The sequence below is a fragment of the Psychroserpens sp. genome (genome assembly GCF_034670085.1).
In the GTDB taxonomy this organism is placed as follows: domain Bacteria; phylum Bacteroidota; class Bacteroidia; order Flavobacteriales; family Flavobacteriaceae; genus Psychroserpens.
Window position 1 is genome coordinate 1 of the sequence record NZ_JAXMOD010000011.1, and the last position, 14,048, is coordinate 14,048.

General features: G+C 32.7%; 11 protein-coding genes and 1 rRNA gene. 1 reads left to right on the plus strand and 11 read right to left on the minus strand.

Translation table 11 applies throughout. From position 1 onward, the window contains the following. Positions 1 to 81 (plus strand): 5S ribosomal RNA (rrf, locus tag VOI25_RS15070); the annotation flags it as partial. Positions 82 to 139: 58 nt separating this feature from the next. Here the strand turns inward: rrf and VOI25_RS15075 are convergent. The 11 genes from VOI25_RS15075 to VOI25_RS15125 all read right to left on the minus strand — a co-directional run bounded on the left by VOI25_RS15075 (position 140) and on the right by VOI25_RS15125 (position 13,959). Then, a complete protein-coding gene (locus VOI25_RS15075) occupies positions 140 to 397 on the minus strand; it encodes a DUF6095 family protein (RefSeq protein ID WP_323789920.1) in 258 nt (85 codons plus the stop codon). Beyond that, a complete protein-coding gene (gene murQ / locus VOI25_RS15080) occupies positions 357 to 1,175 on the minus strand; it encodes an N-acetylmuramic acid 6-phosphate etherase (protein WP_323789921.1) in 819 nt (272 codons plus the stop codon). Before murQ ends, VOI25_RS15075 begins: the two co-directional genes overlap by 41 nt. 160 nt (positions 1,176 to 1,335) lie before the next feature. Continuing rightward, entirely contained in the window at positions 1,336 to 2,142 is an 807-nt protein-coding gene (locus VOI25_RS15085; RefSeq protein WP_323789922.1) for a DUF4249 domain-containing protein, read from the minus strand. Between the two features lie 4 nt (positions 2,143 to 2,146). Beyond that, positions 2,147 to 4,522: a TonB-dependent receptor gene (locus VOI25_RS15090; RefSeq protein WP_323789923.1), complete on the minus strand. Its 2,376-nt coding sequence runs from the start codon at positions 4,520 to 4,522 to the stop codon at positions 2,147 to 2,149. Between the two features lie 71 nt (positions 4,523 to 4,593). Continuing rightward, a complete protein-coding gene (locus VOI25_RS15095) occupies positions 4,594 to 5,529 on the minus strand; it encodes a threonine/serine dehydratase (protein WP_323789924.1) in 936 nt (311 codons plus the stop codon). Between the two features lie 59 nt (positions 5,530 to 5,588). Further along, on the minus strand, positions 5,589 to 7,808 hold the full coding sequence (locus tag VOI25_RS15100) for an NADP-dependent isocitrate dehydrogenase (protein WP_323789925.1): 2,220 nt from the start codon (positions 7,806 to 7,808) through the stop codon (positions 5,589 to 5,591). 812 nt (positions 7,809 to 8,620) lie between these two features. Further along, positions 8,621 to 8,968: a 50S ribosomal protein L19 gene (gene rplS, locus VOI25_RS15105; RefSeq protein ID WP_323789926.1), complete on the minus strand. Its 348-nt coding sequence runs from the start codon at positions 8,966 to 8,968 to the stop codon at positions 8,621 to 8,623. A 322-nt stretch (positions 8,969 to 9,290) separates the two neighbouring features. Next, positions 9,291 to 9,968, minus strand: coding sequence for a tRNA (guanosine(37)-N1)-methyltransferase TrmD (gene trmD, locus VOI25_RS15110; RefSeq protein WP_323789927.1), 678 nt, complete (start codon positions 9,966 to 9,968; stop codon positions 9,291 to 9,293). Positions 9,969 to 10,133: 165 nt separating this feature from the next. Continuing rightward, complete coding sequence (locus VOI25_RS15115; RefSeq protein ID WP_323789928.1) at positions 10,134 to 10,754, minus strand: tRNA (guanine-N1)-methyltransferase; 621 nt, start codon at positions 10,752 to 10,754, stop codon at positions 10,134 to 10,136. Between the two features lie 147 nt (positions 10,755 to 10,901). Continuing rightward, positions 10,902 to 12,350, minus strand: coding sequence for a glyceraldehyde-3-phosphate dehydrogenase (locus tag VOI25_RS15120; RefSeq protein WP_323789929.1), 1,449 nt, complete (start codon positions 12,348 to 12,350; stop codon positions 10,902 to 10,904). Between the two features lie 190 nt (positions 12,351 to 12,540). Continuing rightward, positions 12,541 to 13,959, minus strand: a complete 1,419-nt coding sequence (locus VOI25_RS15125; protein WP_323789930.1) for a S1C family serine protease — start codon at positions 13,957 to 13,959, stop codon at positions 12,541 to 12,543. Positions 13,960 to 14,048: the final 89 nt, after the last annotated feature.

Sequence of the window (14,048 nt, forward strand, 5' to 3'; positions counted from 1 at the left end):
CTCTTACCATTCCGAACAGAGAAGTTAAGCCCATTTGCGCCGATGGTACTGCATTTGTGGGAGAGTAGGTCGTCGCCTTTTTTAAAGCCCTTCATTTTTTAATGAAGGGCTTTTTTTATGTTTTTACATCATGCACTTATTACTTAAACATACTATCCATAATTATTTTTAACCCTTTAAACGCAAATAAAATTGCGAGTATACAAATTATGGAAGCTACAATCAGAATTGGTATGTATAATGGTTTTTCGGAATTGGTTAGAGCAACATAAAACATAGTAGGACCGAGAAACATTAATACTAATGTTAGTCCCATTGTTTTAAGACCTTTATATAGGAGATTTTTATCTGTTCTTTTAGTTTCCATTTTTAAAGTGTTGAATTGCAGAACGTACATTTTTATATTGTTCTAATAATAATTCTGCTTCATGTTTTTCAATGTTAAGCTCTTTCATTAGCATTTTAGTACCGCGATCTACTAGTTTATTATTGCTCAACTGCATATCAACCATTTTATTTCCTTTTACTTTACCTAATTGAATCATGGCAGTGGTAGAAATCATATTTAATACTAACTTTTGAGCAGTTCCAGCTTTCATTCTTGAACTACCTGTTACAAATTCTGGACCAACAATTACTTCTATTGGATATTGAGAAACTTTTGATAAAGGACTGTTTTTATTGCATGTGATACAACCGGTAACAATATTATTGGAGTTGCATTTTTCTAATGCTGAAATAACATATGGTGTTGTTCCTGATGCAGCAATTCCAATTACTACATCATTTGAGGTAATATTATAGAATTCTAGGTCCTTCCAGCCTTGTTCTGTAGAATCTTCAGCAAATTCGACCGCTTTTCTAATCGCAGAATCTCCACCAGCAATCAGTCCTACAACTAATTCATGAGAAACACCAAAAGTAGGAGGACATTCTGAAGCATCTAAAATTCCTAATCTACCACTAGTACCTGCTCCAATATAAAATAAGCGTCCACCTGATTTTAATTTAAGAATTATTCGTTCAACCAAATTTGTGATTTGAGGAAGTGCTTTTTCTACTGCTAACGGAACTGTTTTATCTTCTGAATTGATATTCGTCAAAATGTCAGATATGCTCATTTTTTCTAAATGATTATAGTTTGAATCTTGCTCAGTAGTTTTTATAAATGTCATATTGTAAAAATAATCAAAATTTTCTTCTGCGTTAGTGATAGAAGCGACATCCTTTTTGAGAATTTACTCAAAAAGATATAGTGGATAGCACGACGCTTTGATTACAAAAATCAAAGCGTAACGCCCAAATAAAAGGCTAAATCAATTATGTTTTTAAAAATTATTCGATAGTATAAATAAATTCATCAACTTCGGATAGCCTAAAATAACCCAAAGGGAAATTGTCTGGATTGGTTTGATTGATGCAATTTCCTCTTACAGTTGCAGGTTGAGTTTCAAATGGTCCACCACTTTCAGTTTGCTGAAGTAAAATAAACATGAATTCGTAAAAACGCTCGGAAACTCCATGATTACGAATAGTTACGCTTTGGCCGAAATCTAAATCTTCTTCTATATAAAAGCCAAAAATCTCATTCCCATTTACAAATTCATCTTCAAAAGTATCTAGGGTAGGAGTAACAGGTAAACTAGGTATAAATTCAAAAAAGTAATAGTTTTCTTCATCTCCAGGGTCATTAAAAAACGCTTTTATTTCTGTTTCCTGCCCTGAAAAACCACCTTCCAAATTTTGTTCTACTCTCGTAATTTCACTAACTGACTTTAATGTTTCTGTAGCGATATATGTTTCTCCATTATAAAGTACTGTCAGTGTATACTCACCATTTATTTCTGGTACAAAAGTGTTATTCATGTATATTCCGGTGGCTCCATCTTCGATAAAATCATAAACAGTATCATTACTATCTGTTACCATTACCGTAGCATTATTTGCTGGCGGAACATCGATATCAAAGAATGGTGCAGTTAAACTAAGTTTTATACTTTGTTCATTTCCTGTAGTACCTTTTAACCACTCAATTGAGGCATCAATAACTAATTTCGGTTCAGAAGTTGGTAATTCTAAATCAATCACATCTTCACACGAATATGTAAAAACTAGGAGTATTATATATATAAGTTTTTTCATTTTTCTAAAATTTAAAATTATAAGACACTGATGGTACTACACCAAAAATCGCAAGTCTTACTGCTTCATTTCTTGAGGTATCTCTATTTTGGTTGAAACTTATCGAAGCCGCATTTCTTCGATTATAGAGGTTATAAATCCCAAATACCCACTGACCTCTAAATCCTTTTACTTTATTTGGTTTAGGTGTATAATTAGCTGATACATCTAAACGATGATAAGTAGGTAATCTAAACTCATTTCTGTTGGTGTAACTCGGAATTCTAATTCCGTTGTATTCATATTGACCATTTGGATAGGTAACTGGCTGACCAGTTTGAAATAAAAAATTCGCATTAATTGACCATTTTTTATTGAGTTCATAACTTCCAGTAAAAGAGATGTCGTGGGTTTTGTCAAATGGTGTATTATACCATTCACCATTATTTATTCCAGTTTCGTTAGCAGTTCTTCCTTTTGTTTGTTGCTCTGATTTTGAAAGGGTATAGGCTAACCAACCTGTAAATCGTCCTTCGTTTTTTCTGAAAAGAAGCTCTAATCCGTAGGCTCTTGCCTTCCCGTTTAAAATAACTTGCTCAATAGCATCGTTAGCAATTAAATCTGCACCATCAATATAATCGATTCTATTTTCTACAGTTTTAAAGAACGTCTCAAATTCTAAGGAATACATATTATTTGAAAAATTTCTAAAGTAACCCACGGCATACTGATCTAAAATTTGTGGCTTTGCATACTTTCCACTTGGTGTCCATACATCTAATGGCGTTGGTGAACTTGTATTAGATAATAAATGTAAATATTGAGTCATTCTATTATAACTGGCTTTTATAGAAGATTTGTTATTTAACTGATAAGCCATTGCTAAACGAGGCTCAATATTATTAAATGATTTTAGAACATCATTACGATCAAATTTTTCAATGCCAATAGGCTCTGCTTTTTCATAAATTTGAAGTTCATCATTAAAAATTACGGCTTGATCATTTTCATAAACATTAAGTTCATCTTGACCTAATCTTAAAAAGTTGCTAAACCTTAAACCGTAGGAAGCTGTTAACTTATCGCTTAATTGGTGTTCTACGTCAAAATACAAAGCATTTTCTAAAGCGTATTTATCAATTAGTTTTTGAGGATTTATTCCTGACGTACTGTTTGATGGTTCAATTTCACCAGGATTAAATTTATGATAAATACTATTTAAACCATATTGTAATTTTATTTTATCTGTTAGGTAATGTTTTAAGTCATATTTTAAATTGAAATTTCTAATACCTGAATTCCAATCAAATCCAATTAAGTCAAGATTTAATCCATAATAATAATCTGAATATATCAATGAAACATTTGAAAATAACTTATCTGAAAACAAATGATTCCATCTGAAGTTTAATACCGTATTCCCATAAGTGTTTTCAAAACTATCATTAAGACTAAATACATCTCGACCAAAATAACCAGACAGATAAATATTGTTATTTTGATTGAGTTTGTAGCTTAATTTGGTATTTAAGTCATAAAAATAAGCAATGTTGTCTACGTCAAAAAGTGGTAGGAATAGATGGGCATAAGATGCTCTTCCTCCAAATAAAAATGAACCTTTTTGTTTCTCAATTGGACCTTCTACTAATAATCTACTAGATACAATACCAATTCCACCATTGGCATGAAACTCATTGCTATTGCCTTCTTTTTGATAAATATCTAATACTGAAGATACACGTCCTCCATAACGCGCAGGAATTCCGCCTTTATATAAGCGTAAGTCTTTAATAGCATCAGGATTGAATACTGAAAAGAAACCGAATAAATGCGAAGAATTGTATATAATCGCTTCATCTAAAAGTATTAAGTTTTGATCTGCCGAACCACCTCTAACATTAAAACCAGAAGCGCCTTCACCAGCAGTTGTAACACCTGGTAAGAGCGTAATGGCTTTTATAACATCAACTTCACCAAGAACTACAGGGATTTGTTTAATCGTGCTAGCAGAAAGCGCATTAACACTCATTTGTGGCTTTCTAATATTTAGTTTTTCAATATCTTCAGTAATAACAACTTCGTCAAGCGTTTCTGTAGCCTCAACTAAACTATAGTTTTTAGTCAAGTCTGAAGTCAGTTCAATAGTTTCAATAATATTTTGAAATCCTAAATAACTAATGACCAGTTTATATGAACCTTCTGGAAGGGTTATTGAATAAAAACCATATTCGTTTGTGATGGTTCCCGTTTGTTGTTCTGGAAATAGGATATTAACACCAATTAGTGTTTCATTACTGCTTATGTCAGAAATGACTCCACTTAATGTGTATTTTTCTTGAGCTAAAATTCCTAATGGACTAAATAAAAATAAGAATAGAATTACTCTTTGAAGTAATGTCATAATTTAGAATTGATATTTTTTTGTTGATGAATTATATTAACTTAAAACGAATCACTTTTACTATTGTTACATTAAAAAGGTAAATTATGTATATCTACATTTCCGCCAGAAATGATAACACCAATCTTTTGATTTTTAAAAGTTTCTTTTTCTTTTAAAATTGCAGCGAAGGCAACAGCACTAGAAGGTTCAATTATAATTTTCATGCGTTCCCAAATGAGCTGCATCGCTTCAATTATTTCAGTTTCAGAAACCCTAATGATTTGTTTTACATAGGCTTTTATGATAGGAAAATTATGAGATCCTAAATGTGTTCTTAAACCGTCGGCAATTGTATTTGTAGTTCTATTGGTTTCAATTTTTCCACTGATTAAGGAGCGATAGGCATCATCAGCTTCCATAGGTTCTCCACCAACAACTTTACAATGATTTGAAAAATGAGTAGCTGCCAAAGCCGTTCCTGCAATTAATCCACCACCACCAATAGGACAAAATATATAATCTAGACTTGGGTGTTCTTTCAGTAATTCTAAACCTGATGTTCCTTGACCTAGAATAACATCTAAATTATTAGAAGGATGAATAAATGTTGCTCCAGTAGTATTTGCGATTTGATTTGCTGCATCTTGTCTTGCTTCTAATGTTGGTTCACATTCTACAACTTCACCTCCATATTCTAAAACCGCATTTTTCTTAACGCTAGGTGAATTTGAGGGCATAACGATATACGCTTTTATATTTAAACTTTTAGCTGCAAGTGCTAACGCTTGCGCAAAGTTTCCAGACGAATGCGTAACCACCCCATTTTGTAGCTGTGTTTTTGAAAGTTGCAGGATTGCATTTGTTGCACCACGAATTTTATATGCTCCAGCTCTTTGGAAATTTTCACATTTAAAATACAGTTCAGCACCTACAAGAGTATTGATAAGTTTGGACGTCAGAATTGGTGTATTGTGGATATAAGGTTTTATCCTTTCATAACAACTAGTTAAGTCCTCTTTAGTCATTTTGTTCTGTACTAATATAAAAAAAAGACCACTTTTAAAATGGTCTTTTTTATATGTTTTTATTTCAAAAGGTTGTTGAATGTTGTACTAGGTCTCATTGCCTCAAATGTTGCTGTTTCATTTGGAAAGTAGTAACCTCCAATATCGACTGGTTGACCTTGAACAGCGTTTAATTCATCTACAATTTTTGTTTCTTGGGCTTGTAAATTTTTAAATACTTGTGCAAACTCATGTTTTAAATCTAAATCTTGAGATTGATTTGCTAAAGCTTCAGCCCAGAATAGAGCTAAATAGAAATGACTTCCTCTGTTATCTAATTCATTTACTTTTCTTGAAGGCGATTTTCCGTTAGCTAGTAATTTTTCGGTGGCATCATCTAATGTTTCAGATAAAACCTTTGCTTTTGCATTATTATTCACCTCCCCAAAATGTTCTAAGGATACGGCAAGTGCTAAAAATTCTCCTAGCGAATCCCATCGCAAATGGTTTTCATTAGTAAATTGCTCAACATGTTTTGGGGCAGATCCACCAGCTCCAGTTTCAAATAATCCTCCACCCTTCATTAATGGCACAATAGATAACATTTTAGCACTCGTTCCTAATTCTAAAATCGGGAATAAATCTGTTAAGTAATCACGTAATACATTTCCAGTTACCGAAATAGTATTTTTTCCATCCTTAACACGAGCTAATGTAAAGTTAGTGGCTTTAATTGTAGATAAAATTCTAATATCTAAACCAGACGTATCATGATCTTGTAAATACGTATTTACTTTTTTAATCAATTCTGCATCATGAGCTCTTTCCGAATCTAACCAAAAAACAGCAGGTGTTTGTGATGCCCTTGCTCTTGTAACAGCTAGTTTTACCCAATCTTGAATAGGCGCATCTTTTACCTGACACATTCTCCAAATGTCTCCAGCTTCAACCTTATGTGAAGTTAAGACCTTTCCTGAAGCATCAATGACCTGAACTTTACCGTTAGAAGCCATTTCAAAGGTCTTGTCGTGTGAACCATATTCTTCAGCTTTTTGAGCCATTAATCCAACATTAGGAACTGTTCCCATAGTTGTCGGATCAAAAGCACCATGTTTTTTACAGAAATCGATAGTAGCTGAATATAAACCAGCATAACTGCTATCTGGAATTACAGCTTTGGTATCTTGTAGTTTGCCATCCGCATTCCACATTTGACCTGATGTACGAATCATTGCAGGCATAGATGCATCTATAATTACATCACTTGGAACATGTAAATTCGTAATACCACGATCACTATTTACCATAGCCAAATCTGGACCATGATGAAGTGCGTATCTAATATCATCTCTAATTTCGGCATGTTTATCATCTGGTAATTCATTTAACTTACTTAAAAGATTCCCAAATCCGTTATTCACATCTACGCCAATTTTTTCAAAAGTTTTTCCATGTTTTTTGAATAAACCTTTAAAGAACACACGAACAGCATGACCAAAAATAATTGGATCAGAGACTTTCATCATAGTAGCTTTCATATGTAAAGAAAACAAAACGCTCTTATCTAACGCATCTTCAACTTGCTCTTCTAAGAAATCTAATAAGGCTTTCTTGTTCATTACAGTAGCATCTATAATTTCACCTTTTAATAAGGCCAAATCATCTTTTAAAACTGTTGTCTTTCCAGAGCTATCTGTATGAACAATTTTTATTGAAGTCGCTTCTTGCAAGGTTACAGATTTTTCATTGTGTGCAAAATCACCATGTGTCATCGTAGCTACATGGGTTTTAGAATCTGAAGACCATGCTCCCATAGAATGCGGATTCATTTTAGCAAAATTCTTAACGGCTTTAGGAGCACGTCTGTCTGAATTTCCTTCACGAAGAACAGGATTTACAGCACTACCTTTTATTTTATCGTAACGGGAACGTATTTGTTTTTCTTCGGTGTTTTCAGGCTCATCGGGATAGTTTGGTAATTTAAAACCTTGATCTTGTAATTCTTTTATAGCTTCTTTGAGTTGAGGAACCGAAGCACTAATGTTGGGCAATTTAATAATGTTTGCTTCAGGTAATTTTGCCAAATCTCCTAATTCCTTTAAAGCATCAGGAACACGTTGGTCTTCAGTTAAAAATTCAGGGAATGTCGCTAAAATCCTAGCTGCTAATGAAATATCTCTAAGTTCTATATTTATACCAGAAGACGCTGTGAATGATTTTATAATTGGTAATAACGAATGTGTTGCTAATGCTGGTGCTTCGTCGGTTTTTGTATAAATGATTGTAGGTGTATTTCCCATAAGAAGTTTAGAATTTATTTTAATCTGAATTGCCTAATTTTTAAGCCAAGCAAATATACAAATAAACTGATAGTTAATAAAGTGAAATATGCTATTGAAAGGTGATAAATAAGACAATTAGGCGAGCGCTATAATAAGTCTGTGGTTTTCATTAAAAAACAAAAGCCATATCACTATAGCAAAACTACGTTGACATGGCTTTTTTGATTTAGCTTCACATGACCTATTTAACATTGCTGCTAAAATTGAAATCGCTGAATTTACATTCCCACATTTCTTTTCAGTTCAAGCTTCACTATCTCAATGAAACATTTCATAACTTTCAAAATGTATTGACCTGTTACTACTTTGTTTCGGTTTTAACTGTCTTTCTTGATCTCTTTTTCATTATCTGTTCGTTTTCACGTTGGATATTTCAAAGACATTGCTCATCCTTTTCTCATTCACTTTCGGTCCTGATACTTTTTCAAAGCTTTCCACTTTTTTAGTTGTCAACTGCCTAAACATTCAACACCTTCCAAAGTTTCATGATTTTTTTGTCTAACACGCATACACCTGCGACTCCAAAACCTCAAAAAACAATTATATAAAGAACGTTACTTTATTACAATTTAACATAAATTCAAAAGTTAATTCAAAACCAAACTAGGTTTGTTGTTAATTGTTTAGCTAAAGTATAGTTTTGTTTGGGAATTCCAAATTTTTAAAGACTATAGATATTCACATTTTATGAACCGATTTTATTAACAAAAGTTAATAACCAAAAAAGCCTTGACATTGTCAAGGCTTTTAATCTGTATATATTGAGAAAATTATTTTCTAACTTCCTTAATTCTTGCTTTTTTACCAGTAAGACCTCTAAAGTAGTAGATTCTTGCTCTTCTAACTTTTCCTCTTTTATTTACTTCAACTTTTTGAAGTGCAGGTAAGTTAACTGGGAAGATACGCTCTACACCAATAGTTCCAGACATTTTTCTAATTGTAAATGTTTCCGAACTTCCAGCACCTTTACGTTGTAATACGACACCTCTAAAAAACTGTGTACGTGTTTTACTTCCTTCTTTAATTTCGTAGTATACTGTGATAGTATCACCAGCTCCAAACTCAGGAAAATCTTTTCTTGTTACAAATTCGTCTTGTACAAATTTTACTAAACTCATCTTTTTATATTTATATAAGTTGTTTCAAACCAACATTCACGATTTTCGCCAGAGGTTAATCCAAAAGTGGTGCAAAGATAGTTAATAATTGATAATGCACAATTATTACTTAATATTTTTTGGGTGATACTCCACTTCGCTAAAAGCTACGAGGAGTCAGGCTTTCCGCTGTATCTTTTTACTCCTGTGGTCATAAAAAGGATGTCGCATCAATCCTTAACACGACCTCTTAAGTTCTAATGGCATTTAGAAGGAGCTACGACTGAAGAATCGTATTTAAAAAATATGAGATTCCTCACATGCGTTCGGAATGACAAACAGTTTACTCTTCCAACAAATCAGGACGACGATCTTTTGTTCTTTTATAGGCTTGTTCTTCACGCCATTTTTCAATTTCAGGAAAGTTTCCACTAAATAATACTTCTGGGACTTTCATACCTTTATAGTCTCTTGGTTTGGTATAAATTGGAGGCGCTAATAAGCCATCTTGAAACGAATCGGTTAGGGCAGAGGTTTCATTACCTAATACACCAGGAATTAATCGAATCACGGCATCACATAACACAGCAGCTCCCAATTCACCTCCAGATAAGACATAATCTCCAATTGAAATCTCTTTGGTTATAAACTTATCTCGAACGCGCTGGTCAACACCTTTATAATGTCCGCAAAGAATAATGATATTTTCTTTCATTGACACCTGATTAGCAATACTCTGATTTAAACGTTCGCCATCTGGAGTCATATAAATAATCTCGTCGTAATCTCTTTCTGATTGTAATTTTGTAATGCATTTGTCAATAGGTTCAACCATCATTACCATTCCTGCACCACCACCAAACTGTGTGTCGTCAATTGCTTTGTAACCACCTGTTGCATAATCGCGTAAGTTGTGAAAATGTACGCTGACCAAATTGGCTTCAATAGCACGTTTTAAAATTGAAGCTTCAAACGGACTTTTAATTAATTCTGGTAATACAGTTATGATGTCTATGCGCATGGAGTTAATTTTATAGACTGCAAAGATAAATGAATTAGGTGGTTAAAAGAAGCTAAGATTCTTAGTCTTTCTTTATAAAAAGAATAGTGTTGGTAGATTTATGGTCATAAAAAAATCCGTAATTTCAATTACAGATTTTTTTATTGAAAAGATTACGGTCTTTAATTACGCATTTTTTTGCTCATTAATCATGTCTTGCAATTGGCGTCTTACTTTTTGTTCACGTTCTAAAGCATTACGTCTGTGTTCTTCAAATTCTTCTTCAGTTTCTTCTAATGTTTTCTGAGCTTGTTTTGTAATCGAATTACTATTCTTAAATTTATAGATAAAAAACAATAATAAGGCTGATAATACACCAACAATACTCCAAAGTATTAAACTATAATTTGGTTTAGTCATGGGCATACCAAAAAGCTTAATACTGTCTTTTTCGGCATTGGTATTGGTCAACTCTGTCTTAGTATTTGCCAATTCAGTATTTAAATCGTCAATAGTTTTGGCTTGAGTAGATACAACGACTTGAGTTTTATCAAGCTCTTGGTACGTCGTTTTTAAGGAATCTAAAACGTTAGCCTTTAATTGGAGTAACCAGACTTGCTTTACTGCTTCATATTTTTGACCTCTTGTGCCTTTAAAGTTTCCAGATTTCCTGAAAACATATTCAAATTGACTGTCAATTGTACCACTATTAAGTGATAGTTGATCGGTTTCGTCATCATTTTGAGCATTTGCGCTTATAAAGCATACGGCAAATAAAGAAAGTAATAGCGTTTTAAATAATTTCATCTTGGTTAGTAAAATTAATAGAGTGATTATTAGGGAACAATATAATAAAATTATGAAGATTTACTTCAAAATCATAAAACAATTAGCCTCACAAATTGCGAGGCTAATGTATATACGAATTATAAATAATTTTAGATGTTTTGTTTACTAGTAGTATGTATAACGTCTAACTTTAGCAATATACTTTGCTAATCTAATAACTTGATGGCTATAACCATATTCGTTATCATACCAGATATATAAAATAATATTTTTACCATTAGGTCGTACAATTGTAGCTTTGCTATCATAAATTGAAGGCGCAGAGCTTCCAACGATATCGCTAGACACCAATTCATCACTCATTTCATATTTTATCTGCTCAACTAAGTCGCCTTCTAAAGCATACTTTTTCATTATAGCATTCATGGCATCTACTGATGTTTTCTTTTCCAAATCTAAATTTAGAATAGCTAAAGATCCATTTGGTACAGGAACACGAATCGCGTTAGAAGTTAACTTTCCTTCAAAAGATGGTAAGGCTTTAGAAACAGCACTTCCAGCTCCAGTTTCAGTAATAACCATATTTAAACCAGCAGCACGTCCACGTCTATACTTATTATGAAAATTATCGACTAAGTTTTGGTCATTAGTATAGGCATGAATGGTTTCTAAGTGACCACTTACAACTCCGTAAGTATCTTCAACAGCTTTTAAAATAGGAGTAATGGCATTTGTAGTACAAGATGCAGCAGAGAAAATATCTACCTTGTCTGGATCATTTTCCAAATGATTAACACCATGAACAATATTTGGAACTCCTTTTCCTGGAGCTGTTAATAACACTTTATTTACACCTTTTGATTTTAAATGTCTGCTTAAAGCTTCCTTGTCTCGAAAAGCTCCAGTATTATCAATTACCAAGGCATCATTAATACCATATTTAGTATAATCGATATCTTCTGGTGCATTTGCTGAAATGATATTTACAGTCGTTCCATTAATAATTAAGGCGCTGTTTTTTACATCGGCAATTACAGTTCCCGAAAAGTCACCATGAACAGAATCGTTTCTTAATAAAGAGGCTCTTTTTTCTAGAACCGTTTGATCTATTTTTCCGCGAGTTACGATAGCTCTTAAACGCAACTGACTACCTTTACCAGTTTTGGTCATTAATTCTCTAGCAACCAAACGTCCAATTCTTCCAAAACCATATAAAACAACATCTTTAGGTTTGATGTTTTTGTTTTTCTTAGCGTCCTTTAATTTGTTAGCAACAAAAGCAGTAGCATTGCTATACTTTTGGTCTTCTAAATGAAACTCATACGTTAGTTTTCCAATGTCTAATTTTGCAGGTGGAAGATCTAAAGCTTTGATGGCTTGAGCAATTTCAACTGAATCAAAAATAGAAATGGGTTTTTGTACAAATTCTCCAGCATACTCATGAAGATTTAAAATTTCGCTAACGTTTCGGTCTATCATTTGATTTCTGAACAATACCAATTCGATGGATTTGTCGTACCAAAGGTCGCTTACGATTTTAATAAATTCTACTGTTGCTCTTCTTCGATCAGCTTGAAAAGCCAATTCGTTTTCATAAGTTCCGTTCAAACTCATTGTTTTAAATTTAGTGTGTGTTGTTTGTTTTAACGCCTCAATTTTAACCTCTTAAAATTGTAAAGACGTCTCTGTTTCAGTTTGCAAAAATAATATATTTCAAACGTTTTCGTAGCGTTTTTTATAAAAATAAAAAATCCATTAAAATCAATTGATTTTAATGGATTTCTTGTACAAAAACTACAAGTACTTATCTAATAAGAAATTGTTCTCGTTCTCCATCCTTATTGATAAGACCAATTTTCTTAATGTACTGTTCAGCATTTGCACCAAATTTTTGTTTCAATATTGAAATGTCTTCTATGTTTTTTATCTTAATATTATTAATATCTGTAATGATATATTTAGAAGACACACCAAGATTTTCTGATAGCCAATCGTTATTATTTCTAACAACTTCAACACCATAACTAATATCGTTTTTTAATTTGCGTTCTTCTGAAAGATTTTTCAATTCCATTTTCATAAATTCAACAGTTAAAATGTCTGTTTTTGAAAGCGCTACTGGAAGTGTCTTTATTTCGTCATCTCTAATGATTTCAACATTAACAATATCATCAGGTCGCTTCGTTTTTAAATAACCGCTTAAATCTGAAAATTTAGAAATCTCAATATTATCTACTTTTTTAATAATATCACCCGTTTTAATGCCTGCTTTTTCGGCTCCAGATTGTTCAGTGACTTCAGCAACATAGACACCATTTATTTCATTCAACCCATTTTCAATTGCTTCTTTTGAATTTTTATTAAGAAGCGAAACGCCCAAAATTCCATTTTGAACATTTCCAAATTCAATAATATCTTCAACTACTTTTCTAGCAATATTACTAGGAACTGCAAAAGAATACCCAATATAAGATCCTGTTTGTGAAGATATTGCTGTGTTAATACCTACGAGCTCTCCATTAGAATTTACCAAAGCACCTCCTGAGTTACCAGGATTAACTGCTGCATCTGTTTGAATGAATGACTGTGAGTTTCTACCCGTTAAATCTCTAGCTTTTGCGCTAATTATACCAGCAGTTACGGTCGATGTTAAATTAAACGGATTACCAACAGCAAGAACCCATTCTCCAATTTTAGCAGCATCAGAATCACCAAATGTAATAAATGGCAAGTCGTTTTCTGCATCAACTTTTAATAGTGCGATGTCTGTTTTTTCATCGGTGCCAATAAGTTCAGCATCATATATTTTATTGTCATTTAAAGTAATAGAAATAGATTCTGAACCTGAAATGACGTGATTGTTTGTAATTATGTAGCCATCTGGAGAAATGATCACACCACTTCCAGTTCCGACTTGAGCACGTTTTGATTGTTGTCTACCAAAAAATAAATCTTGCATGGTCATAGGAGCAGACACTAAAGCCGTGTTTTTAACATGAACAACTGCGTCAACTGTTTTTTCAGCAGCATTTACAAAACTAGGATGTTCAGCAGCTACTAAGTGAGCATTGCTAGATTCATAATTGGTTGGAACGAAAAAGGGTTGTTCTGCTGAAGTTTCAACAGCAACAATAGATTCTTTTTCAAGAAATAGTTTATAGGCAGACAATGTGATGATTCCACCTAACACTGAAACAAATACTAAGGTTAAGATTTTTTTCATTTTAAAACATGTTTATTAATTAGGTAACACTAAAATTAAATATTTATTGAATTTTCAATTCAACTTTAACGATTTTTAACGTCACTTTT